The sequence below is a fragment of the Pseudoalteromonas sp. SD03 genome (assembly GCF_040937955.1).
Lineage (GTDB): Bacteria > Pseudomonadota > Gammaproteobacteria > Enterobacterales > Alteromonadaceae > Pseudoalteromonas > Pseudoalteromonas tetraodonis.
In genome coordinates, this window is record NZ_CP162514.1 from 3,136,778 (window position 1) to 3,160,743 (window position 23,966).

At 40.9% G+C, this 23,966-nt stretch carries 24 protein-coding genes and 1 tRNA gene; 12 read left to right on the top strand and 13 right to left on the bottom strand.

Annotation, left to right across the window (positions count from 1 at the left end):
• Window positions 1-238: 238 nt before the first annotated feature.
• On the bottom strand, window positions 239-1,078 hold the full coding sequence (locus tag ABZP26_RS14610) for a 23S rRNA (adenine(2030)-N(6))-methyltransferase RlmJ (RefSeq protein WP_013466006.1): 840 nt from the start codon (window positions 1,076-1,078) through the stop codon (window positions 239-241).
• Window positions 1,079-1,316: 238 nt separating this feature from the next.
• Here ABZP26_RS14610 and ABZP26_RS14615 point away from each other — a divergent pair, with 238 nt between their 5' ends.
• The 9 genes from ABZP26_RS14615 to ABZP26_RS14655 all read left to right on the top strand — a co-directional run bounded on the left by ABZP26_RS14615 (window position 1,317) and on the right by ABZP26_RS14655 (window position 8,569).
• Window positions 1,317-1,547: a hypothetical protein gene (locus tag ABZP26_RS14615; protein ID WP_008466311.1), complete on the top strand. Its 231-nt coding sequence runs from the start codon at window positions 1,317-1,319 to the stop codon at window positions 1,545-1,547.
• The gene (locus tag ABZP26_RS14620; protein WP_013466007.1) at window positions 1,547-1,852 is read left to right on the top strand and encodes a cell division protein ZapA; all 306 of its coding nucleotides are present in this window, start codon (window positions 1,547-1,549) and stop codon (window positions 1,850-1,852) included. Before ABZP26_RS14615 ends, ABZP26_RS14620 begins: the two co-directional genes overlap by 1 nt.
• Before the next feature lie 56 nt (window positions 1,853-1,908).
• A complete protein-coding gene (locus ABZP26_RS14625; protein ID WP_368485100.1) occupies window positions 1,909-2,928 on the top strand; it encodes an MBL fold metallo-hydrolase in 1,020 nt (339 codons plus the stop codon).
• Window positions 2,929-2,984: 56 nt separating this feature from the next.
• Window positions 2,985-4,433, top strand: a complete 1,449-nt coding sequence (locus ABZP26_RS14630) for a transglycosylase SLT domain-containing protein (protein WP_368485101.1) — start codon at window positions 2,985-2,987, stop codon at window positions 4,431-4,433.
• 66 nt (window positions 4,434-4,499) lie between these two features.
• Complete coding sequence (locus ABZP26_RS14635; protein ID WP_368485102.1) at window positions 4,500-4,988, top strand: peptidylprolyl isomerase; 489 nt, start codon at window positions 4,500-4,502, stop codon at window positions 4,986-4,988.
• A 21-nt stretch (window positions 4,989-5,009) separates the two neighbouring features.
• Window positions 5,010-5,738, top strand: coding sequence for an SDR family NAD(P)-dependent oxidoreductase (locus tag ABZP26_RS14640; RefSeq protein WP_368485103.1), 729 nt, complete (start codon window positions 5,010-5,012; stop codon window positions 5,736-5,738).
• Complete coding sequence (locus ABZP26_RS14645) at window positions 5,735-6,574, top strand: amidohydrolase (RefSeq protein ID WP_368485104.1); 840 nt, start codon at window positions 5,735-5,737, stop codon at window positions 6,572-6,574. The genes ABZP26_RS14640 and ABZP26_RS14645 overlap by 4 nt, the downstream gene beginning before the upstream one ends.
• A gap of 48 nt (window positions 6,575-6,622) precedes the next feature.
• Window positions 6,623-8,185 carry a S41 family peptidase gene (locus ABZP26_RS14650; protein ID WP_138764711.1) on the top strand — a complete coding sequence of 521 codons (1,563 nt, stop codon included), beginning with the start codon at window positions 6,623-6,625 and terminating at the stop codon, window positions 8,183-8,185.
• Window positions 8,186-8,188: 3 nt separating this feature from the next.
• Window positions 8,189-8,569, top strand: coding sequence for a hypothetical protein (locus tag ABZP26_RS14655; protein WP_138764710.1), 381 nt, complete (start codon window positions 8,189-8,191; stop codon window positions 8,567-8,569).
• Window positions 8,570-8,620: 51 nt separating this feature from the next.
• On the opposite strand, the gene ABZP26_RS14660 is transcribed toward ABZP26_RS14655, so the two are convergent.
• From ABZP26_RS14660 to ABZP26_RS14675, 4 genes are all read right to left on the bottom strand, one after another.
• Entirely contained in the window at window positions 8,621-9,796 is a 1,176-nt protein-coding gene (locus ABZP26_RS14660) for a mandelate racemase/muconate lactonizing enzyme family protein (RefSeq protein WP_010391702.1), read from the bottom strand.
• A 27-nt stretch (window positions 9,797-9,823) separates the two neighbouring features.
• Window positions 9,824-10,591: a class II aldolase/adducin family protein gene (locus ABZP26_RS14665; RefSeq protein ID WP_013466014.1), complete on the bottom strand. Its 768-nt coding sequence runs from the start codon at window positions 10,589-10,591 to the stop codon at window positions 9,824-9,826.
• 134 nt (window positions 10,592-10,725) lie between these two features.
• Complete coding sequence (locus ABZP26_RS14670) at window positions 10,726-11,049, bottom strand: c-type cytochrome (protein WP_010391700.1); 324 nt, start codon at window positions 11,047-11,049, stop codon at window positions 10,726-10,728.
• Window positions 11,050-11,220: 171 nt separating this feature from the next.
• On the bottom strand, window positions 11,221-11,760 hold the full coding sequence (locus ABZP26_RS14675) for a DUF2058 domain-containing protein (RefSeq protein ID WP_010391699.1): 540 nt from the start codon (window positions 11,758-11,760) through the stop codon (window positions 11,221-11,223).
• A 194-nt stretch (window positions 11,761-11,954) separates the two neighbouring features.
• Here ABZP26_RS14675 and ABZP26_RS14680 point away from each other — a divergent pair, with 194 nt between their 5' ends.
• The gene (locus tag ABZP26_RS14680) at window positions 11,955-13,103 is read left to right on the top strand and encodes an MFS transporter (protein ID WP_010391697.1); all 1,149 of its coding nucleotides are present in this window, start codon (window positions 11,955-11,957) and stop codon (window positions 13,101-13,103) included.
• Here the strand turns inward: ABZP26_RS14680 and ABZP26_RS14685 are convergent.
• Complete coding sequence (locus tag ABZP26_RS14685) at window positions 13,070-13,570, bottom strand: prolyl-tRNA synthetase associated domain-containing protein (protein ID WP_368485105.1); 501 nt, start codon at window positions 13,568-13,570, stop codon at window positions 13,070-13,072. The two genes, ABZP26_RS14680 and ABZP26_RS14685, sit on opposite strands and share 34 nt — an antisense overlap.
• A 1-nt stretch (window position 13,571) precedes the next feature.
• Window positions 13,572-13,958 (bottom strand): hypothetical protein, encoded by a 387-nt coding sequence (locus tag ABZP26_RS14690; protein ID WP_368485106.1) that lies wholly within the window; start codon window positions 13,956-13,958, stop codon window positions 13,572-13,574.
• A 165-nt stretch (window positions 13,959-14,123) separates the two neighbouring features.
• Here ABZP26_RS14690 and ABZP26_RS14695 point away from each other — a divergent pair.
• Window positions 14,124-14,199 (top strand) — tRNA-Ala (locus ABZP26_RS14695).
• Between the two features lie 180 nt (window positions 14,200-14,379).
• Here ABZP26_RS14695 and ABZP26_RS14700 read toward each other — a convergent pair.
• A complete protein-coding gene (locus ABZP26_RS14700; RefSeq protein WP_024601938.1) occupies window positions 14,380-15,627 on the bottom strand; it encodes a glutamate-5-semialdehyde dehydrogenase in 1,248 nt (415 codons plus the stop codon).
• Window positions 15,624-16,730 carry a glutamate 5-kinase gene (proB, locus tag ABZP26_RS14705; protein ID WP_013466019.1) on the bottom strand — a complete coding sequence of 369 codons (1,107 nt, stop codon included), beginning with the start codon at window positions 16,728-16,730 and terminating at the stop codon, window positions 15,624-15,626. Before proB ends, ABZP26_RS14700 begins: the two co-directional genes overlap by 4 nt.
• A gap of 862 nt (window positions 16,731-17,592) precedes the next feature.
• On the opposite strand from proB, the gene ABZP26_RS14710 reads away from it, so the two are divergent.
• Window positions 17,593-19,452: a sodium:proton antiporter gene (locus ABZP26_RS14710; RefSeq protein ID WP_013466020.1), complete on the top strand. Its 1,860-nt coding sequence runs from the start codon at window positions 17,593-17,595 to the stop codon at window positions 19,450-19,452.
• Window positions 19,453-19,584: 132 nt separating this feature from the next.
• Here ABZP26_RS14710 and ABZP26_RS14715 read toward each other — a convergent pair whose 3' ends face one another.
• From ABZP26_RS14715 to hflK, 4 genes are all read right to left on the bottom strand, one after another.
• A complete protein-coding gene (locus ABZP26_RS14715) occupies window positions 19,585-20,223 on the bottom strand; it encodes a tetratricopeptide repeat protein (protein ID WP_013466021.1) in 639 nt (212 codons plus the stop codon).
• Between the two features lie 124 nt (window positions 20,224-20,347).
• Entirely contained in the window at window positions 20,348-21,661 is a 1,314-nt protein-coding gene (locus ABZP26_RS14720; protein ID WP_368485107.1) for an adenylosuccinate synthase, read from the bottom strand.
• A 209-nt stretch (window positions 21,662-21,870) separates the two neighbouring features.
• A complete protein-coding gene (hflC, locus tag ABZP26_RS14725) occupies window positions 21,871-22,749 on the bottom strand; it encodes a protease modulator HflC (RefSeq protein WP_013466023.1) in 879 nt (292 codons plus the stop codon).
• Between the two features lie 5 nt (window positions 22,750-22,754).
• On the bottom strand, window positions 22,755-23,924 hold the full coding sequence (gene hflK, locus ABZP26_RS14730) for an FtsH protease activity modulator HflK (RefSeq protein ID WP_013466024.1): 1,170 nt from the start codon (window positions 23,922-23,924) through the stop codon (window positions 22,755-22,757).
• Window positions 23,925-23,966: the final 42 nt, after the last annotated feature.

Genomic DNA, 23,966 nt, shown 5'->3' on the forward strand with positions numbered 1-23,966 from the left:
TATTCCCCATAAATAGGCGATAACGCAGCATCAATGCCAAACAGGCGCTGCCCGAAGGGTTCTGATTTACTCTTTGTTGCCTACATGGATGTAGGTAAGGGGCGTGAGCAGGACGCGGAAGCTTTGCTCGGTTTTTACTTAGCCCACTAGGTTACAAACCTCGCGCCGCGATTAAACCGCCCCTAGTTTGAACAAATTTTAATCCGCAAAGGTCAACAGACCCTAGGCTTATTTATTTTTATTCGGCAACTAACTGCTCGCTGCGATAAAAGCCACTTGGCTTACTCAACAAGCTTACTAGTTCAGGTAACACGTCATCCATAGTTTGTTTCAGCTTCCAGGGTGGATTTATCACTATCATTCCAGAGGCGGTCATACCATGTACTTCTGTATCTGCTTCAGTACCTAATTCAAATAATTGAATATTTTTAATGCCCGCGTCAATTAAACCCTGCTCCATATTATCAATACGTTCTCTGTCCACAACCGGATACCAGATCATGTAAGTCCCTGTTGCAAAGCGTTGATGTGCTTTAACAATGGTTTGTACTACCGTATTGTAATCGTCTTTTATTTCATAAGGTGGGTCTATTAACACACAGGCTCTGCGCGAAGCTGGCGGTAACAAACCAATTAAGCCTGCAAACCCATTTTCGCCGCGTACACGAATAGAGCGCTTACCTTGCATGTTTTCTTCAAGTAAGACTAAATCTCGCGGATGCAGCTCAAAAAACCAGCCCTTATCTTGACGGCGTAAAAAGTGCTCGGCTATTTTTGGTGAGCCTGGGTAAAACGCCAGCGATGCGCTCTCATTAAATGATTTTATTAGCTCAATATAGTCATTTAAGGCACTGTGTTGGCTAGTATGTTGCCACAGTTTTTCAATGCCATCTTGGTACTCTTGGGTTTTTTGCGCGTCAGGTGCAGCAAGCTCAAAAAAACCAGCCCCCGAATGCGTATCAATATAGTCAAGCGGCTTATCTTTAATTGTTTGATAACCCAGTACTTGCGCTAACACTAAATGTTTAAGTACATCGGCAGGGTTGCCCGCATGAAAGGAGTGTCTGTAACTAAGCATTATTTATTTTCACCATACGCTATTTAATAAAATCAGTGAACCATAAGCACACTACTTTGACAATCGATACCAGCAAAAGCGGGGGTTTACGTGAACCGCTTCTGAATGAAAAAGCCAATAGCGTGAATTATCCCTTAACATAGAATAAAAATCACCTAAAACCAGCGTAAATGCTGGCAAATAAACACACTTTGCTTTACATTTGCATGACATTAATTACAGTTATATGAGCGCATTTATGAACAACAACACTCTTCAACAACTCGAACAACTGATCGACCAACTAATTACCCGTAATAATCAGTTACAAACTGATATTTCAGAGCTTAAAGAGCAAAACAGCAAGCTACTTGATGAAAATGAGTTATTGCAGTTAGAAGCCCTTGAAAATGAAGAAAAACAAAAAGATGCAAGTACTACCTTGTCATCATTGTTAGATAAATTACAAAGCGCGCAACAGGCAAGCTAATGTCTGAGCTGCAAAACCAGCGAGTCACTGTTGAATTGCTTGGTAAAGAGCAGCAATTTGCTTGTCCTGCGGGGCAAGAAGAGGCACTAAAAGCGGCCGCCAAAAATCTGAATGATTTAGTTGAACAAATGAAACAACGTTCAACAGTCAGAAACGATCAAAAAGCATTACTTATGGCTGCCTTAAATTTAAGCCACGAATTGCTTGAAGCGAAAACTCAAAAATCAGTTGAGCTTGAATATCAAGATCAACTGATTGATAAATTGAGTCAGTACTTAAGCTCGAACTCTGAGCACACTAAATAAAAGCGCATTTTGCGCTTTTATTGTTTTTACCGTCAAAAATACAGCTAGAGATAAAGATGCAACTATTTTTAAGTAAAGCTCAAAAAATAGGTAAGTGCTTACTGCCTTTAATTTGCTTGTTTATGCAAACAAAAAGCGAGGCAGCAATTGAGTGGCAACCGTTGTCAGCTAATATTCAATTTCTTAAGCAACCTGAAAGGCTTCGTTTTTACGACTCTAACCAAGTATTAATTGAAGGCAGTGAATGTGCATTACTCGTTGATGCCAGTGGTAACTTTGCGGCAGTAGAACAACTGGTAACTGAGCTAAAACAACGTCTAAAGACGCCTTTGTGTTATTTAGTTGCAACCCACTTTCATGACGATCACTTACTGGGGATGGCGGTTATGCAGCATTACTTCCCAGACGCAAAACTTATTACTCACCAACAAGTCGCTAACGACTTTTCGCTTTACCAGCAAGCTTTAACAGACAAGCTAGAGGGATTCGAGAAAAGCATTGAGCTGAGCTATCAACGATTAGCCACCTTACCCGATGCTGAGCAAGTTCAATGGCGAGAAAAGCTTACCCGCGCTAAAAAGCGCTTATTTCGCTGGCAAGACTATCAATTAACACCACCAAAAATGAGTATTAGTGAATCTAAAACGTTAGATTTAGGTGGCTATACACTCACTATAAACCCGCATCAGGCACATACTAATGGCGATTTAACACTACTTGCCGACAAAGGTAAAACCTTAATTGGTGGTGATATCATCGATTGGTTACCTTACCCTGGGCATGGCGAGCTTAAGCAATGGCAACGCTTATTAAAAAAATATATAAATAATAATACGCTGTCACTTTTTATTCCTGGGCATGGCGGTTTAGTCGATAAAGTTAAACTAAAACAGTCACTCACGTTTTTAGAAGCGATTACGGAGCATGCTAAAAACAACCCTGAAGCCAGTATTGAGCAATTACAAAAAAACTTCCCTAGTGAGGCACTAAAACCTTATCAACAAGAACCACTTGATATAAAATCAAGTCACTTATTTTTGCAATCGGGATTACTTCGCGCTAAAAACAGTCAATAACTGAACACAATGGATTGTGTTAAAATATGGAAATATATTTTTTAAAAAGGAACAAAATGCGTCACTTGATCTTATGCTTTGCCATTGTATTGCTATGCAGCTGTAAAACCACTCAGCAAGAGATCATTGCGCCTGCAGTTCCCACACCTGTAGAGTCAAAACCGGCATTATCAAATACGCCGACCTCTAAAAACACTCACAAAGTCATTAATAAAAAAGCCACCCCCAAAGCCCCTGAAATAGCTCAACCCACAGAGTTATGGGCACATATTGCTGATAACTTACATTTACCGGTTGAGCAAAATCAGGCGTTAAAAAAACGCATTAACTGGTATTTAAAACAGCCTAATTATTTAAAAATAGTGTCTCGACGTGCAGAGCCTTTTTTATACCATATTGTAAAAAAAGTTGAGCAAAAGCGCTTGCCGATGGAGCTCGCCTTGTTACCGTTTGTAGAAAGTGGCTTTAGACCTACCGCACGCTCAAGCGAGCACGCTGTGGGAGTGTGGCAACTCGTTGCAGCAACCGCGCATCATTTTGGGGTTAAATCAGATCAATGGTACGACGGACGCCAGGATGTATTAGCCTCAACCGATGCGGCACTTGATTACTTGAGCTATTTACATAAACGTTTTGATGGTAATTGGCTACATGCACTTGCGGCCTATAATACCGGTGAAGGCCGAGTTAAGCGCGCTATAAAACGCAATCAAAAACGAGGTAAATCAACTGACTTTTGGGCACTAACACTGCCAAAAGAAACCGCTGACTATGTACCAAAACTATTAGCACTGAGCTATTTAGTGAAACACCCTAAGGCAAATTTTAAACGGCCAAAGCTTCCTTATAAAGCACTGACTACCTCGCTAAATGTGGCAAAACAGTTTGATTTTTCAGTTATGGCCAAGCTCTCTGGCATGGGCGCCAAACAACTGCATGCCCTTAATCGGGGTTATTTAAAAAATCAAAGCTCTCCCCATGGACCGCACACTCTGTTACTCCCTATTGAGCAACAAGCTTTATTAAAAAACCGCTTTTTTAAAGCCAATTTTGCAGGCGAATACATCGTTAAGAAAAATGACACGCTGTACGGTATTGCTAGGCATTTTGGCCTGCCTTTAGAAGTATTAAAACAGCTCAATAATAAGCAAAATAACTTTATTGGCGTTGGCGAAAAGCTTATTTTAGGGGAGCCGCAAACTTTGCCTGAGTCACTCACTATTAACTATAAAATAAGCCCTTATCTAGAACAAAAAGAGCAAATCATTCCAACCATCGAGGTAGATTACCACGTAAAACCCGGTGATAACCTTTGGAATATAAGTCAGTTATACGGCGTTGCTCATAGCGATTTAGCGCGTTGGAATAAATTATCTGCCTCAAGCGTATTAAAGCCTGGGACTCAGTTGGTTTTATTTATACCTCAAGCCGCGACACCAAAAACTACGCCGGCTAAAAAAGATCTGTTACTCGACTTACAAAATACATTAAATCATCCCCGTTAAGTTTCTAAAGCGCAGTATTTCGCGTAAAATTGCTTTTTAATTTATTTAAATCTTAAAGAGACATGCATGCAAATCAGTAAAAATTCTGCCGTTGAATTTCATTACACCCTAAGCGAAGCGGGTGAAAAAATCGAAAGCAGCCTAAACGACGCGCCATTAAGTTATATTCACGGCAGCGAAGGCATGCTTCCAGGTTTAGAAACCGCACTTGAAGGTAAAGCCGCTGGTGATAAATTTAGCGTTACGTTATCTCCAAGTGAATCATACGGTGAGCGTGTTGATGACTTAATTCAGCGCATTCCGCTTAAGCACCTTCAAGGTGATGTAAAAGTATGGAAACCAGGCATGACTGCTATGGTGCAATCAAACCAAGGTCGCCACCAAGTAACCATTGTAAAAGTAGGCCGCTTTAATGCTGATTGTGATTTAAACCACCCATTTGCTGGTAAAACGCTGACTTTTGATGTTGAGGTTGTCTCAGTTCGAGAAGCAACAAACGAAGAGATTTCTCACGGCCATGTTCATGCTGAAGGTGGTTGCGGCCACGCACATTAATTGCTAATTAAAGGAACAAGTATGTCAAAAGTTGCAATAGTAACCGGTGGCTCTAAAGGCATTGGCTTTGCTGTGGTTCAGCGATTATTAGCGAGCGGCTATCAGGTTCATAACCTAGATATTGAACCCAGTAAGAGTGGTGTTTTTCATCAATGTGATGTTAGTAATGTAACCGCCGTACGTCAGTGTATACAGGCTATTATTGAAAAAACACAACGCATTGATGTACTTGTTTCAAATGCTGGCAAGCACCTAAGTGCCACAATTGAGCAAACCGATGAAGCGACATTCGATGCGTTAATGGCACTGAATGTTAAAGGTGCGTACGCGGCTATACAAAGCGTATTACCAGCCATGAAAGCACAGCAAGATGGCGCTATTGTGTTAATTGCCTCAGATCAGGCCATTATTGGCAAACAAAACTCATTTGCTTATAACCTGACTAAACATGCATTGGCTTCGATGGCTAAAACCACCGCCTTAGATTACGCAAGCTTTAATATTCGCACTAATGCCGTGTGTCCTGGCACCATAGAAACGCCGTTATTTCATAATGCGATTGATGCATACTGCAAAAAAAGTGGCGCAAATAAGGCAGATATTGTTGCCGAAGAAGCAGCTTTACAACCACTTAATCGTTTAGGCCAAGCCGATGAAGTTGCAGCACTGGTAAACTTTTTAGTAAGTCCAGAAGCCAGCTTTATTACCGGCAGTTTGCAACGCATTGATGGCGGTTACACAGCGCAATGAGTACTAAAATTATTGACCCGCATGTGCATTTTTTTAATTTGCTGGAGGGTCAATACACCTGGCTGCAAGGTGCTAACCCACCCGCTTGGCCTAACTTAGATAAAATAAAACAACCGATTAGCGTTGCTGAACTAATCAAAAGTACGGACTTTGAACTCGTTGGTTTAGTGCATATAGAAGCTGGCTTTGATAATGAGCAACCTATTAATGAATTAAACTGGTTAGCAAAGCATATAAAAAGGCTACCTTACAAAGCGATTAGCTTTGCAACAATTAACCAGCCAAATAACGCATTTAAACTAGCACTTAAACATCTAAAACATTCATCCCTTGTCGGCATTAGAGATATCACTGAAGGTCATGATGCCACGCGCTTATTGAACCCTCATTGTCTCGATAACCTGCGCCACTTGTGCCACTTAAAACTGCATTTTGAAGCGCAATTTGAAATAGAAAACCTCAACATCACCGAGCAACTTATTTCTTATGCCAACCAAGTTAGTGACTTACAAATAATCGTTAATCACGCGGGGCTTGCACACAACCTTGCTAACTGGCAACGCGCCATTGAATTACTCGCACAACAGCCTAATGTTACGATGAAGTTTTCAGGCTTTGAATTGCTTATGCTTAATAGCGAGCAGCAAAGGCAGTGTTTAACACATATTTTAAAGCATTTTGGTATGCAAAGAGTGATGTTTGCCAGCAACTTCCCCGTGTGCCAAATTAACATTAACTACAATGAGTTATGGCATCATTATCGAAGCCTATGTAGCGATGATCTTACATGGCAACATTTGAGTTACAAAAATGCAGCGCGCCTCTATCAACTCTAAATAAAAACCGCTATATTTAGCTCAACAGTTTAAAAAACGAGCATGCGTATGGCCATTTTTAATTCATCTTCTCTCAAATACACATTACTCCCTTTTTCGCTAGCCGCTTTATTAACAGGTTGTGGCGGTGGAGGTAGCGACAATGCGACCAACCCAACAACAGACAATAGCGGCTGGACTTCTGGTGTATTTGCTAGCTCAGGGCAATTTAAAGGTCAATGCCAAGCAATTAATGAAAAAAACTGGCTACGCTCTTGGAGTAACGAAACCTACTTATGGTACGACGAAATTATTGATACTAATCCGGCATTAACGTCAGGCGTCATTGATTACTTTAATACTTTAAAAACGGAGCAACTGACTGAGTCGGGTGCGAAAAAAGATAACTTTCACTTTAGTTTGCCAACCGATGAGTGGCAAAGACAAAATCAATCAGGCCTAAGCTTTGGTTATGGCTTTAATATAAAAATAATCGCTGGTAGTGCGCCGCGCCAAGCAATTGTTAGCTATACCGAGCCAAATACCCCTGCTAGTAATCAAAATATTATTAGGGGCTTTGAGCTTTTAGAAGTTGATGGTGTTGATTTTATTAACGCGACCTCATCAAGCGAGGTAGCTATTATTAACGCAGGTTTATTCCCAGAACAAACAGGTAAAGTTACCGAATTTGTATTTAGGGATATCAGCACTAATGAAAATCGCATTGTTACGCTCACATCTCAAAATATCGAGTCGCAACCAGTAATGAACGTACGTACTGATTTAGCAAACGGCGATGTGGGTTACTTTCAATTTAATAGCCACAACGCGATAGCCGAAACGCAGCTTTACAACGCCTTTAACCAACTCGCTGCCAGCAGCATTAAAGATTTAGTCATTGATGTGCGCTATAACGGCGGTGGTTTGTTACAAATGGCCAGCCAAGTAGGCTATATGGTGGCAGGTAGCAATACCCAAGGCAAAATATTTGAACGCACTATTTTTAACGATAAATACCCCAATACCAACCCTATCACAGGGCAAACACTGACCCCCATGCCCTTTACAAATCGTTTTGTCGGGTTTGAAAATAACCCTGCAATAGCTGCAGGCACCCCATTACCAACGTTAAATTTAGATCGGGTATTTGTACTCACCACCAGCAGTACCTGCTCAGCCAGTGAGGCTATAATTAACGGGCTGCGCGGAGCCGATGTTGAAATCATTCAGATAGGGGCTGGCACCTGTGGTAAACCGTATGGCTTTTACCCAACCGATAACTGCGACACTACTTATTTTACCATTCAATTTACTGGCGAAAATAACAAAGGTTTTGGTGAATATTCAGATGGCTTTGCACCGCAAAATACCATTGATAATGCGCGCCAGCCCGTACTTATTGCAGGCTGTGCTGTTGCCGATGACTTTAGCAAACGCTTAGGTGATGCAAGTGAAGGCTTACTTAATACCGCACTTAGTTATAGAGCAACCGGCAGTTGCCCAGCCCCAAGCTCAATAAATAGTGTTCTCGGTTTTGCGCCCACTATCGCCACCGATATGCCTGAAGTAAAAGACGCGCGAATTCAGACTGTACTTAAACAGAATATTATTCTTAGCGATAACATGAGATAAGCAATGAAGATTTTATTAGCAATAACTGCAATTTCGCTATTTTTAAGTGGGTGCTTAGCACAAAGCTCAGAGCCCACACCTAAATTGCAACATGCGTTACTAATTGAGCCTAATAGCGCTAAAGTAGCCGACGCAATTGCGCAGCTGCTGCATAGCTCGCAGGTTCAATTAGCAGACGATGTTTTTGTCACCTCAAGCACGGTTACCCTTGAGCAACTTAATCATAAAGATCCTCAGGGCAACCCTATTATGGGCAAGCAACTTAATATGCCAGATCAATTTGAGCTCGTGACTAAGGGAGAGCACTGTTTTGTTCGCCACCTTGATAGCAAAGCAACCATTGAACTAAAACAAGTACTTTGTAAAATAAACCCACAGCGATAAAAAAGCCGGTAAGTGACAACTCACTTACCGGCTATTTCTCAACAGAGTAAACTATTTTATTTCTACGCGTTGTGAGCGCATTACAATTTCATCGTTAAGCTCAATCCCAAGACCTGGTTCTTCAGATACTTCAAAAAAACCATTTTTAGGTTGTGGATCTTGTAAGCATAGCTCTCTATTCCACTTTTTAATCGCGTAAGTATGATGCTCGTGAATTAAAAAGTTAGGGATCGCTGTTTCTAAGTGCAATGATGCCGCCGTTGCAACCGGCCCTCCACATACGTGTGCCTGAATACGCACATCAAAAATATCAGCGTAATCACATACTTTTTTAGTTTCGGTAAAGCCACCACATAAGCCGATATCTGGCTGTAGTACATCAATACTTTGATCTTCTAAATAAGGACGTACACCCCAGCGGTTATACAAGCGCTCGCCGCCTGCAATAGGCACAGCCACTTTGTCAGCCACTTTTGCATGTAATGAATGGTTTAAGTAATTCACCGGCTCTTCAAAATACATACAGTCAAATTCTTCTGCAATTTCACCAATTTGAATTGCCGATGTCGCCCCTGGTAAGCTATGACATTCAAAAATAATATCTACTTCGTCACCCACGGCCTCTCGAATAGCCTGCATACGTGCGCGGTATAGTTTCATTTCTGGACGAGAAATAATATTTGTGCGGTCGTAATAGGTGTTGCCGTCTTTATCGTATTGAATTGGATCGACCTTTACCGCATCGTAACCTTCCGCCACCGCTTTTAGTGCCGCTTCTGCATATTCTTGTGGCTGTACCAGCGCTTTAAATTCACTGTCCCAGTCAAACTGCAGCTGTGATGCATAAGTACGCAGCTTGTCGTTAACTTTACCGCCAAGCAACTGATAAACCGGTAAACCCAATGCTTTACCTTTTATATCCCAAAGCGCCGTATCAATCGCACTCATTGCTGCGTAAACCACCGGCCCACCACCTAGACCCCAAAAACTTTCACGCAACATGCGCGACCATAGTTTTTCAGTTTGAAACGGGTCATGGCCAATTAAAAAGGCATCGGCCATTTCTTTGATCATCGCAGCAGCGGCACTGTGGCCTAAATCGTATGCAAGACCTGCTTCACCCACACCGCTAATACCTTCATCGGTATGAATTCGAACAAATACCGGCGTCCATGCAGGACGATCAGGGCAATGAATATCAAAGACTTCAACGCGATTTACTTTCATAAAAATTCCTTATTAACCTTCAGTGGGTTATTTTGCAAAACTAGGATCAAGACGATACGCTTTTCGTAACATGGCAGGCCATGCTAGCTGGCCCCCTGTACTGCCGCTGTGAACGACGTTCGCTTGGTTATAAATGTTATCAATAATAGCTTGAGGCACAGCCACCGCTTCTTGCGCACTTGATTGAATGGCTAACTGTATTTCACAGGCACGCTGAAGGTCATAAAAGCGCATAAACGCATCGCCTACCGTTGGGCCTACTGTTAAACCGCCGTGGTTGACCAATAGCATATGATTGGTGGTGCCTAAATCTGTTTGCAGGCGTTTACGCTCATCGTCATTCACCGCTAAACCTTCATAGCCATGGTAAGACAGAGACGGCAATGAAAACATCGAATACTGACTTAGCGGTAACAGCCCTTCTTTTTGTGTTGCAACCGCAATCGTTTCTTTGGTGTGCAGGTGTATAACGCAATGGGCATCCTCACGTACTTCGTGAATGGCACTGTGAATAGTGAACCCCGCCGGGTTAATATTAAAGGGTGTATCGTCAATAATGCGGCCATTTAAATCTACTTTGACTAAGTTAGATGCAGTGATCTCATCAAACGTTAAGCCAAAGGCATTCACTAAATAATGATCAGTGCCCGGTAGGCGAGCAGAAAGGTGCGTATAAATTAAATCCCCCCAACGAAAATGGTCAACTAATCGATAACATGCGGCTAAATCAACACGTAGTTGCCACTCTTGTTCTGATACTTTATTTTTTAAATTGAGCTGGGGTAAATCAAACATAACAAGCCTTTTAAAACACAGCATAGCGCTAGTGATTGTAGATGTTTAGAAGTCTAAATGAGTATTAGCATGATGGCAATCACCAAATAAAAAAGCCACACATAGGTGTGGCTCTTTTTAATTAGCGTTAACGGTTATTGTACTTTTGATAGGTAATCGGCAATCGCTTCAAATTCTTCATCAGTCACAGTCGCAACCATCGCTTTCATCGCCATAGACATACCGTTGTTACGAGCGCCTGACTTGATGTCTTTCATTTGCGCTACTAAATATTCTTTGTTTTGACCATTTAGTTTAGGGTACATCGCCATAATAGGTGCTTTACCTTCTGCACCATGACATGTTTGACAATTTTTAGCTGTGTAAAGTGCAGCGCCATCTGCAGCGGCTGCTGAAAATGAAAAACTTGCGGCTAAACCAATACCCGCGCCTAATAAAAGTGTTTTTATCTTGCTCATTGTATTTACTCTTCTTTTTACGGTTAAAAAAAACGGTTGTGATTATTGTAGTCAATAAATCTTTAAAAAGCATACGTCCTTGGTAAGGTTTGACGATCAATCAGAACAAATACGTGTATCCCTCATAAAACACATACTAGCTTGCTGTAACTGAGCAGATACTTAATAGGCTTACCAAATAAGATCGTCTGGCACTTCAAAATCAGCATACGGATCGTCTTCATCTTTGGCTTTATTTTCAGGCTCAACATGAAACACAATATACTTTTCATCCACCTCAGCCACTTTACGCGCAGGCTCATCTTCTAATACGTAAAACTGACCTTCTAACACACAAATAGCTAAACGCCCGCCCGAGAGCGCCTTTTGCGTTTGCTCATTCACATCAAGCCCTTTCACTTTATTTTCATAAGTGAAGTTAAAGGTACGCTCACCGCGAATTGACTCTTGATTATGATGCTCTAAAATTTGCTTAACACGGGCGACTTGCTCGCGCTGCTTTAATTCTTCTTGGCGCGCTTTATTGAGCTCTTCAGCTTTTTGCTGCTGCTCCAACTTAGTTTGCTGAATATGCTTTTGTAAATCGTTCGGGTTGCTCGTCGCTCCCTTCTTTTGCTTTTTCTGTTGCTTGCGCTTTTCTGATTTAGCAACTTTAGCTTTATGTGATGTTGTTAAACCAGCTTGGAGCAATTGCTCTTGTAGTGACCCCATGGCGTGTTCCCACTAAAAACGAATATTAATGCTATTTTAATCACCAACGAGCGTAAATAACAGCGCTATTGGTATTAATCTAACAAACTACTGAAAACAAAGCATGATTTAGCGCAATAAAGGTTAATTTATGAAAACCCTAGCAGTTTTGTATATAATGCAGCTCAACTAATAAGCAATGTATATGGCAGTTAATGCGCTTACCTCACCTACTCATCTGTTCAGTTTTCATTTTTTTTGTTTTATACGCACCACAGCCATTATTAAGTTTATTTGCTACTGAATTTAATGTTGCTCCTGCTGTTGCAGGCAGCTTAATGACGGCCACTATGTTGCCTTTAGCTATTGCCCCTTTGGTGTATGGACTGTTTTTAGCTAAGCGAAACCCTTTATTGATATTACGCTTCGCTATGTTGTTACTGGGTGTGGGTTGTATCTTATTTATTTATGCCCCGAGTTTTGAATTACTTCTACTGGTAAGGTTTTTACAAGGACTGACTTTACCTGCCGCATTGACTGCCATGACCAGCTTTATTGGTATGAGCTATCAAGCCGATACATTACAAAAAAATATGACGCTATATATAGGTAGTACGATTGTCGGTGGTTATTTTGGTCGTGTATTGGCTGCGCTCTTTAGCGATGTTTGGTCGTGGCAGAGTTTTTATTACCTAATAGCAGCCATGCTGATTATTCTAGCGTTAAGTATTCCCCATAAACGTTTTAATCTCGTTAAATCAACCGAGGTTTTATCACCATTAGATTATATAAAACAACTTAAAGAGGGCTCTGCACTTAAGCTCTATGGTGCCATTTTTTGTATGTTTTTTTGCTTTGCAGCATTATTAAACTACTTGCCTTTTATTTTAAAAAATACCTTTTTAATTAATAACACGCGCGACATTGGCTTTGTTTATAGTGGCTATTTGGTGGGTGCTTTGGCTTCTATTTTCACTCCTTGGCTATTAAAAAAAATGACTTCAGCCTGGCGATTGTTGGCCGCGGTATTCGTGTTTTATAACCTCAGTATTGTGTTATTAATGAGTCATTCACTGTTGTTGTTTTTAATTGCATTCACACTCTTTTGCGGCGCTATGTTTGTGATTCATTCCACAGCGGCACCACTGGTTAATAAAATCAGTCACGCACCGCCAAGCGTTACCAACGGGTGCTATGTATCATTTTATTACAGCGGCGGCGCACTGGGCTCGTTATTACCTGGGGTGGTTTATCAAACTCATGGACAAACGGCGTTTATGGCAACATTACTCGCTGTGTGTTTGTGTGGACTGGGGCTTATTTTGTGGGCTCAGCGCGATGGCAAAAACATCACCCGCGGCTGATGCTCAGTAAAGTCAAAAAAACGCAGTAAATCAGGCTTAGTTAATAACCATGTTTGGGTATTTTCAAACGGGTGGCAATGAAATAAATCGCCAAACCAAATATCTTGGTCAAGCCAAAGCGTTACATCTCGTTGTTTGTCGTTCATTAAGCTGAGCATTGACACGCAACCGGGTGCAACCTTTAAGTACTTAGCCAAGCGCTCATTAGAGGCGAAGCCTAAGCGCGATAGCCCTTGCTGTTTAGCAAGTGACTTTAAATCCAACTGTTTATCATGCGCGGTGATCACTAAAAAATGACGCTTACCTTCGTTGTCTCGCAAAAATAGGTTTTTTAAGCGTGTTCCTGGGCGATTTACCATCAGTTTATCGGCATCTAAACTGCCATGTAGCGCTGGATGTTCTATTACGTCATATTCTATATTTAGTTGGGCTAACACTGCCGCTAGTTTTTGTTTATCCGCTAACATATTACAAACAACGCCCTCTTAATTGCACACTTAAATCACGCCATAGTACTTCGTTTATTTCATGCTTATCTGCACAATAGTTACGCTGTGCTAGTTCTTTATTAAGAAACTCTACCGCTTGATCTTCTAATTGTAATTTTAAAACACTCGACTCTTCAAAATGCTCTTGCTCAGCAAAACGCTGAACATCACTGCGGGTTAGTCTTTTATTGATATTAATTTGCTCACGACTTTTAGCCTTTACAGAAACCACATAAGCAAAAAGCTTGTTACCTTGCTCATCAAGGGTGTCATAAAATTGTTTATTATTAATTTCGTAGGGCGGTTCATCTACTGAACTGGCACAACCAAAAAGGAAAATCATGAAAACTAACGCGTATTTTTTCATTATGTATTGTCGTTTTAGTAAATATTGAGCTCGAGTTTAACAAAAATTAGTTAAAACGGAAAAATTTGTGAAAAAATACTTGACCAAAATCGTAAAAATATTTAAAGTTCACCTCGCTTGAGACTCAGCACTTAAGCATTTACAGTCTATGTAAATTAGGAATGTGGGGCTATAGCTCAGCTGGGAGAGCGCCTGCCTTGCACGCAGGAGGTCAGCAGTTCGATCCTGCTTAGCTCCACCACTTTCCTACTCTCTCCTTTAAGTAATATCCTTATTTTTATATTCTAAATAAATTTCTCTGTTAATAATTTTTTGCCCTGTTTTAATCTTTATGTTTGCTTAGTTGTTTGATTTTGCTAAATCGAGATCAAAAATGCCGAGCAAAAGCCCGGCATTTTTATCGTTTATTAGGTTGGGTAAGTTATTCGCGAACTTGACCAACACCATTAACTAAATATTTCTCAGTCGTTAGTGACTCAAGCCCCATTGGACCATAAGCATGCAACTTAGTCGTTGCAATACCAATCTCGGCGCCTAAACCTAGTTGTGAGCCATCAGAGAAACGTGATGACGCATTAACCATAACAACCGATGCATCCACACTACGTTGGAATAACTCTGCCGCAGCATCGTTTTTAGTACAGATAACTTCGGTATGATTTGAGCCAAATTGAGCAATGTGCTCAACGGCTGCATCAAAGCTTGGCACTATACGAATAGCAATTTCTAAATCTAAATATTCTTCACCAAATTCGTTATCTGCAAGCACAGTGGCATTATCAAAGTACTCAGCCGCTTTGGCATCAGCATTTATTTTTACGCCTTCTTGGCGAAGCACTACCGCGCAGAGGTTTAAAAACTCATCAGCAACATCTTGGTGTACTACTAACCCTTCTAAGGCATTACATACGCCAGTACGTTGAGTTTTACCGTTAAGTAGTAGATTAAGTGCCACTTCTAAGTCTGCATCTTTATCTACGTATAAATGACACACGCCTTTAAAGTGCTGAATAACAGGAATTGTACTGTTTTCTGTTACATAGTTAATAAGCCCTTCACCGCCACGTGGGATAATTAAATCAATACTGTCGCGTTGCTGCATTAATTCCATTAGTAAAGCACGGTCAGGATCTGGAATAACTGAAATTAGCGCCGTTGGCAAACCATGTTTAGTAAGCACGCTGTGCATTACACTAGCAATGGCTTGTGAGCTTTTAAGCGCTTCTTTACCACCGCGCAAAATAACACCATTACCCGACTTAAAGCACAATGCACCCGCGTCAGCCGTTACATTAGGTCGTGCTTCGTAAATCATACATACCACGCCCAGTGGTACACGCATTTTTCGAATTTTAATGCCATTTGGACGTTCAGTGATATCACGTAACTGGCCAACCGGATCATCAAGTGAAACAATCACTTCGATACCTTCAGCCATCGCTTCAATGCGCTCATCATTTAATGTTAAACGGTCTATCATTGACGCTGCTAAATTATTGTCACGCGCAGCGCTTAGGTCACTTTCGTTTTCTTTGATTATAAATTCTTTTTGATCTCTTAATGCCGCTGCCATATCGGTTAACACGTTGTTTTTAGTCTCGGTATCGAGTAAAGCAAGTGTATGTGCAGCTTTTGCTGCTTGGCGTGATATATCCGTAATTAAACTCATGACTTCTCCAATAATGCGATATCTTTTTCTGAAATAATTGGTCCAATTGAATCCTGCATTTTTTCGCTGAATTCACTCTGCTCGTTGTCTGCAATAAAGTTTAACAAACAGCTACTGTAATTTGCTGTGGCTTTAGCTAAACGCGTACCATCTTCACTGCGAACTAAGATAGTATCGCCCACAGCAAACTCGCCATGTACTTCCTTGATCTCATCGCCTCGTAAACAGCCGTCTTCGCCTTCTAGTGAATCATCAAATGACCCATCGACAACCACTTCACCTTGTTCATTTGCGGTATGTGTCATCCAGTGAATAGAGTCTTGCATTGGTTTTTCATAAGGCAAGAACACACTACCTGGATTTTCGCCCGCTAATAAACGAGTAAAGGTTTCTTCTTTAAAGCCATTAATAATATACGTTGCAATACCATGTGATGTGGCTTTTTCTGCCGCTTCAATCTTGGTTTTCATACCACCGGTGCCTACTGCACTGGTAGCACATCCTGCCATAGCATAAATAGAATCATCAATTGATTTTATTTCAGGCAATAATACGGCATCGTCATGCAGATTTGGGTTTTTGTCATACAGCCCATCTACATCTGAAAAAATCATTAATGCGTCAGCGTCAGCGGCAGCTGCCACCATAGCTGATAAGTTATCGTTATCACCCACTTTTAAATCATCTGTTGTCACCGCATCATTTTCATTAATGATAGGTAGCACGCCGTGTTCTAACAAGGTAAATACGGTTTCACGGATACTCTGATAGCGCTCACGGTCACGTAGGTCACCATGAGTTAATAGTAGCTGCGCCGAAGGAAAATCAAAGAAACGATCCCACATGGCCATCATTTCTGTTTGCCCTGCTGCTGCCATGGCTTTTTTCATAACAACTGAGCGCGGCTTCTCTGATGGAAATAAATGCGAGCCTGCCGCTACAGAGCCTGATGACACTAAAATAACCTCTATACCACGTGCGCGACAGTGAACGATAAACTGTGCGATGGTTAACAAGTAGCGTGAACGACAGCCATCTTGATCGGGTGCAATTAAGGCACTGCCCACTTTAAGTACGATACGTCGCCAATTTAACTTTTGCATAAATGCTCAACTTTCCATTTTATTTGTATTCATCACACTGATGAATGAAACCAGGTCGCTATGTTTAAAACATAACGTCGAATTTGTTTATCATTGCCCACACTTTTTTTACACACGCGTACACCGTCTCTAAAACCATTGTTTTAAATTGAGATGCAAAAAATAAATAGTATTAACCCAATAAAATTGGATTGTACTAACTAAAAAAATATAAAGTGTTGTTTATGTATCGCTGTAAAAAGCTGTGTGCGGCTTTTTTATTAACAACATACATAGAGCCTCTTAAGTCTGGTACACCAACAGATAGGGTGATGACTTAAGGACCGAGATTTAACCGCCACGATGGGGATTAAATATTGAAAGGTAATAATTCAACTCAAACTTTAATTTATATGCGTTACGCAGATAAACACCTTGAGCAAAACTATACCAAAGAGTTCGGTAAATGATATTTTACGTTCGAACATTATAAAACATCGCTGAAACAATCACTAAGAGAGTTAAGATGTTTATATCTAACACGTTTACTTACTTAAACAATAAACTTTATTAGATAACTAATTATTCGAACACGAAGTATAATACGTTAAAATAGCCGCTTAGATCAAGGCTAAAATTAAAGCTAAATAGGTCATAACAGACAAGGCATGCACATTTTGCAATAGATATCATAAAGTTAGACTACTATAAATAGTAATTATAGAGACTATAACTTTGATAACACTCTCACAAAAGACGTTAACACTAAATAAATAAACATTATTTATTAGCTAAATTTAATTTACACGTGTATACCCACTGTATTACTGGTTGGTAACCGTTATACTTTTAAACATTATTAAAATTAAGGAGTTTTTACTCTATGTCAGCAATTTATATAGCCGGTATTGCACTGTGTTCAGTGTTAGCCCAATGGGTCGCTTGGGCGTTTAGAGTACCCGCTATTCTGTTTTTATTGCTTACAGGGCTTTTATTAGGGCCATTTAGTGGCGTATTAGACCCTGATGCATTATTAGGTGATTTACTTTTTCCTGTGGTCTCTTTGAGTGTCGCTGTGATTTTATTTGAAGGGTCCTTAACTTTACATTTTCGAGAACTTAAAGGGATCAGTAAAGTCGTCAGAAACCTCTGCTCTATTGGTATGCTTACAACTTGTATTGTTATTAGTTTTAGCGCCTATTGGTTACTCGAGTTAAATTGGCGAGTTGCTGCAGTACTTGGCGCAGTGCTTGTTGTTACGGGGCCAACCGTTATTGCTCCATTACTTAACTCGATGCGACCTACCCAGGATATCGATCGTATTTTACGCTGGGAAGGCATAGTAATAGACCCCATTGGCGCTTTATTTGCAGTACTAGTGTTTGAAGCCGTAATGCTGGTTGGTCAGGGTGAAGTACTTAGCCATACTATCGTTGCACTGGTTAAAACCGTTGGCGTTGGTTTAAGCATTGGTGTGGTTTCGGGTTGGATCACGACGCAACTAATGCGCCGAGAATGGCTGCCATTTGAGCTACATAAGTTTGGTATTTTAGCGTTAGTGTTAATTAGCTTTTCTATTTCAAACCACATAAGCCATGAGTCAGGCTTACTGGCTGTGACGGTGTTTGGCATTTGGTTAGCTAATCAAGATGACTTGGAAATAGATTCGGTACTCGAGTTTAAAGAAGATTTGTCGATGATTTTAATCTCGACTTTATTTATTTTATTGGCCGCAAGACTACAACTCTCTGATTTAATGATGCTCGACAGCGACGTATTTATATTTTTAGCTATTGTGCTATTTATTGCGCGCCCATTGTGTATTGCTATTTCAACCTTTGGTACAGACTTACCGATGAAATCACGCCTAGTACTTGCTTGGATTGCACCTCGCGGTATTGTTGCAGCAGCCGTTGGTTCAGTATTTGCGCTGAGTATGATGGAAGCGGGAGTGGCCGATGCCGAAAAAATGGTGCCACTCATATTTACTGTTATTATTGTTACTGTGGTACTGCAAAGCTTAACGGCTATCCCTGTTGCGAAACTACTTGGAGTGCGTCAACCATCCCCTAATACTATTTTAATCATTGGTGCAAACCATGTATCGCGTGCAATTGCACGTGGCTTAAAAGAGCAAAATATTCCTGTTCATCTATCAGATCCTGCTTGGGAGAACTGTAGAATGGCGCGCATGGATGGCCTTCCTTGTTATTACGGTAACCCGCAATCGGAGCATGCTGAACGTTATTTACCTTTAACCACGATTCGCAGTGTTTTAGCGCTTTCACCTAATCGCCACCACAACGCATTAGGGGTGCAGTACTTCTCTCATTTATTAAATGAAAAAAATGTATTTTCACTACGTTCCTCTTCATCACATGCTAAAGCAAATAAAGACAGCGCGACGTTTTTATCACGACAAATTCTGTTTGGTGAAAACGGCGCATATGCACGCTTAAGCAGTGTTATTGCCAAAGGCGGTAAAGTGAGTGCAACACGTATATCTGAAGAGTTTAGCTGGCAGCAGTATTTAGAAATGAATCCTGAAGCGATCCCACTGTTTATTCTCAAAGGGGATAAAGACAGTGATGAAGACGCACCAGTGAAAATGAGGCCTTTTACCAGTGATATGGAAAAGCCACCACAAGAGGGTGAACGAGTAGTTGCATTGCAACCGCCTAAAATATCGCTATTAAAAGATCCGGCCAATAACAAAGCCAAAGACAATAAAAAAGACGAGTAATAACTAAAAAGCGAGAGTGCTAAAAAAGCACTCTCGCTTTTTTATTTACAAACCTAAACTCTGATTAAGAGATTTACTAACATATTAAATCATAGTCATAATTAGGTTTATTTTCTCTAGCTGGAGTTTAGGTTACATAGGTAAGCGCGCGCGGGTAACGACACTAGCTGGCATTTTTTCAGCAAGTTTAGTTAATGCTCGCTCTATTTTTTTATGTGTCGCTTTATCGGCTACCGTGGTGTTAAACAGCCAACGATAAGCATCTTCAAAGTCTCTTGGACTACCATAGCCTTGATTAAACAAGCCCACTAATCGTAATTGCGCTTTTAAGTTACCTTGCGCTGAGGCCTCACGGAGGTAGGTTATTGCCATGGCTTTGTCTTTTTGGACTAACTGCCCAACATCGTAGTAGCGACCTAGTTGCTCTAATGCTGCCGCTAAGCCCTGCTCAGCCGCTTTTTTCATGTAATACACACCTAGAGCTACATCACGCTCAACACACACCTTGTAGGCAAGCATATCACCGTATAAAAATTGATACGACGGCAATGCCATTTTATTGGCTCGCGCTTCTATATCTTGCACTAACTGGCAATTATCTGCCTTCACGCGGGCTAGATGAGTGTTCTCATTAATTAAAGCTATTAACTCAGATTCAGTATACAGCGGCACAGCTGCAGGGCTTTCTTCAGCTAAGCTATTGCTTATATTAAATAAAGAAAGTGTAAGTAGTGATAATGACCACACTGAGCAACGAGAAGATAAACGCATATTAACCACTTTAAAAATAAACTTACCAAATAATATACAAAGATCGTTCCACTATTAATAGGTATGCTTTTTTATAGACATAAAAAAAGCTGCACATGGCAGCTTCTTTTCAACATAAACCCAATTATGCAAATGGGCTACGAAGTATCATGGTTTCAACACGATCTGGACCTGTAGAGATAATATCAACAGGAACGCCAGTGATTTCTTCAATACGTTTAATGTAATCAATTGCTGCTTTAGGTAAACCTTCAATCGATGTTACACCCACGGTATTATCAGACCAACCAGGCATTTCTTCGTATACTGGTGTTACTTTATCGTAACCTTCAGCCGCTAATGGCGTAACGTTAGTCACAGTACCATCTTCAAGCTTATAACCAGTACAGATTTTAAGTGTTTCTAAACCGTCTAAAACGTCAAGTTTAGTTAAACAAAATCCTGAAATGCTGTTAATTTGAACTGCACGGCGCATAGCCACTGCATCTAACCAGCCAGTACGACGTAAACGACCAGTAGTAGCACCAAACTCATGACCTTTGTCACCTAAATGCTTACCTACTGGGTCTTGTTTTTCAAGGCCATCGTAAAGCTCTGTAGGAAAAGGACCTGAACCTACACGTGTTGTGTACGCTTTAATGATACCTAGTACATAATCAAGGTGTAATGGGCCAAAACCCGCACCTGTAGCAACGCCACCAGCAGTAGTGTTTGAAGATGTAACATAAGGGTAAGTACCGTGATCGATATCAAGTAATGTACCTTGTGCACCTTCAAATAAGATGTTGTCACCGGCGTTACGCGTTTGATCTAAAAGCTCAGTTACATCAACTACCATTGCTTTTAAGATGTCAGCAACAGCCATTGCGTCATCAAACGTTTTTTGAAAATCTACTGCATCTACTTTGTAGTAGTTCACTAATGTGAAGTTGTGGTATTCCAATACTTCTTTTAACTTAGTAGCAAATAATTCAGGATTGAATAAATCGCCAACACGTAAACCACGACGTGCTACTTTATCTTCATACGCTGGACCGATACCACGACCCGTTGTACCGATTGGTTTATCGCCACGCGCTGTTTCGCGAGCTACATCTAATGCAACATGGAAAGGCAATATTAGCGGACATGCTTCACTGATTAAAAGACGTTCGCGTACTGGTACGCCACGCTCTTCAAGCATGCCAATTTCTTTCATTAGCGCTTCTGGTGATAAAACAACACCATTACCAATCACACATTTAACATTGTCACGTAATACACCCGATGGAATAAGGTGTAGAACTGTCTTTTCACCGTCGATCACTAAGGTATGGCCAGCGTTATGACCACCTTGATAACGAACTACTAAAGATGCTTTATCTGTAAGGAGGTCAACTACCTTACCCTTACCTTCGTCACCCCATTGGGTGCCTAGTACAACAACGTTTTTACCCATTGCAAATTCACTTAGAGAAAATTAGGACGAGATTTTACCAGAAAACTAAAGCAAAGTTCACCCCGTTTAGCTTATTTTTTCCTCGTGCCCTTAGTAAACATCAGTGTTTAGCTAATAATCACATAAATAACAGTGATTTATAAGATTAAAATTCAGATAACAAAAAGCCCTGCAATTGCAGGGCTTTTTAAATTTAACTAAAGCTGTGATTACTGAGCTTTCGCGCCTTTCATGTATTGGAAGAAGTCGCTATCCGGTGATAACACCATCACGTCTTGCTTTCCTTTGAAAGTTTGCTTGTAAGCTTCTAAAGAGCGAACAAAGCTAAAGAACTCAGGGTCTTTATTATAAGCACTAGCGTAAATCGCAGCAGCATCAGCATCGCCTTGACCACGAACAGAACGCGCATTACGTTCTGCATCAGCAAGCATTACTGTTACTCGGCGGTCAACACCTGCACGAATCGTCTCTGCTTTTTCCTGACCTTCAGAACGGTGCTCTTTAGCAACGGCAGTACGCTCAGCACGCATACGTTGGTAAATAGAGCTACTCACCTCTTGAGGTAAGTTAATTTGCTTAACACGTACATCAAGTACTTCAATACCCAGCTCACTAGCACTTTCAGAGGCTTGTACTAACGCTTCTTCCATCAGCTCGCTACGTTCACCCGATACAATTTCACGAATAGTACGAGTACCAAAGTTAGTACGTAGGCCATTATTTACTTTTTGCTTAAGCAGTGTTTCAGCGTATTGCTTATCACCACGTGCACGCAGGTAAAAAGAGCTAAAGTCGTTAACACGCCATTTTACAAACGAATCAACAATTAAGTCTTTTTTCTCGCTAGTTACAAAGCGATCCGGTGTGCCATCTAGCGTTTGAATACGCGCATCAATGCGGCGCACTTGGCTAAAAAATGGCACTTTTAGATGTAGACCTGGACCATAAACTACCGCTTGATCATCACTGTCTTTTTGTACTTTACTAAATAAAAGTACAATCGCCTTTTGGCCTTCAGAAACCACAAATACTGACGAGAAACACATTACAATGGCAGCTAATAGGATTACTAAACTAAAGTTTTTCATTATGCTTATCTCCCGTCGTTGAAGCGATCATTGTTAAAGCGATCGTTACCACTATTAACAGTGCTGTTACGTGACGTATTTACCTTGTTACGTAAATCGTTAATATCGCTTGAGCTAGGTAAAGCAACGCGTGTTGATGAACCCTGTTTTTCCATGATTTTATCAAGTGGTAAATACATCATGTTGTTACCGCCCTTAACGTCAACCAATATTTTAGAGCTATTACCTAATACTTCTTGCATTGCGTCTATGTATAAACGCTCGCGTGTTACTTCTTTAGCTGCTTGGTATTCTGGAAGTAATTTCTCAAAACGAGCCACTTCACCTTGCGCTTCTAAAGTAATACGCTCTTGGTAACCTTCAGCCTCTTGCGTCATACGCGTTACTTGACCACGCGCACGCGGTTCAATTTCACGGGCATACGCTTCGGCTTCACGAATAAAGCGTTGTTCATCCTCTTGGGCTGCAATTGCATCATCAAACGCATCTTTAACTTCCATTGGCGGACGTGAATCCTTGAAGTTAACGTCAGTTACGATTAAACCTAAGTTATAAGGTTCGATGATTTGATTTAGCTCATCCCAGGTATTTTGACGCACAACTTCACGGCCGTTAGTCAGTACTTGGTCCATTTTTGAATGGCCAACAACATAACGAAGCGCACTATCTAATGCTTCTTCAAGGCTGCTGTCAGCGTTAGTGACACTAAACTTGTATAAGTATGGGTCGATTACTCGGTACTGTACTTCAAACTCAACGCTTACTACGTTTTCATCTTCAGTTAGCATAAAGCCTGATGCTGATAACGAACGAACAGCTTCGATATCGACTGGAATAACCGTCTCAACAAAGGTCATTTTCCAACGCAAGCCTGGATCTGCAATTCGGTCAAACTTACCAAATTGAAGAACGACACCGCGTTCAGCTTCTTTCACCGTATAAATACCGCTTAACGCCCACACAATGGCAGCGATAATAAGTACAAATGAAATACCGGCTCCGCCAAGTCCACCGCCGCTACCATTGCCGGATTTTTTACCGCCAAATAAGCCGTTAAACTTGTTACTGAATTTACGGAACACCTCGTCTAAATCAGGTGGGCCTTGATCACGTCCGCCTTTGTTATTCCACGGATCTTTGTCATTGCCATTATTACCCGGTTCATTCCAGGCCATAGCTATACTCCATTGTTATCTAAATAAATTCGGAAATTGTGT

Coding starts and splice junctions, on each gene's coding strand:
- ABZP26_RS14635 (WP_368485102.1), top strand. CDS start 4,500: ATGCAAATCAGTAAAAATTCTGCCGTTGAATTTCATTACACCCTAAGC.
- ABZP26_RS14700 (WP_024601938.1), bottom strand. CDS start 15,627: ATGAGTTTAATTACGGATATATCACGCCAAGCAGCAAAAGCTGCACAT.
- ABZP26_RS14610 (WP_013466006.1), bottom strand. CDS start 1,078: ATGCTTAGTTACAGACACTCCTTTCATGCGGGCAACCCTGCCGATGTA.
- ABZP26_RS14625 (WP_368485100.1), top strand. CDS start 1,909: ATGCAACTATTTTTAAGTAAAGCTCAAAAAATAGGTAAGTGCTTACTG.
- ABZP26_RS14680 (WP_010391697.1), top strand. CDS start 11,955: ATGCGCTTACCTCACCTACTCATCTGTTCAGTTTTCATTTTTTTTGTT.
- hflK (WP_013466024.1), bottom strand. CDS start 23,924: ATGGCCTGGAATGAACCGGGTAATAATGGCAATGACAAAGATCCGTGG.
- ABZP26_RS14670 (WP_010391700.1), bottom strand. CDS start 11,049: ATGAGCAAGATAAAAACACTTTTATTAGGCGCGGGTATTGGTTTAGCC.
- ABZP26_RS14650 (WP_138764711.1), top strand. CDS start 6,623: ATGGCCATTTTTAATTCATCTTCTCTCAAATACACATTACTCCCTTTT.
- ABZP26_RS14640 (WP_368485103.1), top strand. CDS start 5,010: ATGTCAAAAGTTGCAATAGTAACCGGTGGCTCTAAAGGCATTGGCTTT.
- ABZP26_RS14645 (WP_368485104.1), top strand. CDS start 5,735: ATGAGTACTAAAATTATTGACCCGCATGTGCATTTTTTTAATTTGCTG.
- ABZP26_RS14720 (WP_368485107.1), bottom strand. CDS start 21,661: ATGGGTAAAAACGTTGTTGTACTAGGCACCCAATGGGGTGACGAAGGT.
- hflC (WP_013466023.1), bottom strand. CDS start 22,749: ATGAAAAACTTTAGTTTAGTAATCCTATTAGCTGCCATTGTAATGTGT.
- ABZP26_RS14665 (WP_013466014.1), bottom strand. CDS start 10,591: ATGTTTGATTTACCCCAGCTCAATTTAAAAAATAAAGTATCAGAACAA.
- ABZP26_RS14715 (WP_013466021.1), bottom strand. CDS start 20,223: ATGCGTTTATCTTCTCGTTGCTCAGTGTGGTCATTATCACTACTTACA.
- ABZP26_RS14660 (WP_010391702.1), bottom strand. CDS start 9,796: ATGAAAGTAAATCGCGTTGAAGTCTTTGATATTCATTGCCCTGATCGT.
- ABZP26_RS14685 (WP_368485105.1), bottom strand. CDS start 13,570: ATGTTAGCGGATAAACAAAAACTAGCGGCAGTGTTAGCCCAACTAAAT.
- ABZP26_RS14655 (WP_138764710.1), top strand. CDS start 8,189: ATGAAGATTTTATTAGCAATAACTGCAATTTCGCTATTTTTAAGTGGG.
- ABZP26_RS14615 (WP_008466311.1), top strand. CDS start 1,317: ATGAACAACAACACTCTTCAACAACTCGAACAACTGATCGACCAACTA.
- ABZP26_RS14630 (WP_368485101.1), top strand. CDS start 2,985: ATGCGTCACTTGATCTTATGCTTTGCCATTGTATTGCTATGCAGCTGT.
- proB (WP_013466019.1), bottom strand. CDS start 16,730: ATGCAAAAGTTAAATTGGCGACGTATCGTACTTAAAGTGGGCAGTGCC.
- ABZP26_RS14620 (WP_013466007.1), top strand. CDS start 1,547: ATGTCTGAGCTGCAAAACCAGCGAGTCACTGTTGAATTGCTTGGTAAA.
- ABZP26_RS14710 (WP_013466020.1), top strand. CDS start 17,593: ATGTCAGCAATTTATATAGCCGGTATTGCACTGTGTTCAGTGTTAGCC.
- ABZP26_RS14690 (WP_368485106.1), bottom strand. CDS start 13,958: ATGAAAAAATACGCGTTAGTTTTCATGATTTTCCTTTTTGGTTGTGCC.
- ABZP26_RS14675 (WP_010391699.1), bottom strand. CDS start 11,760: ATGGGGTCACTACAAGAGCAATTGCTCCAAGCTGGTTTAACAACATCA.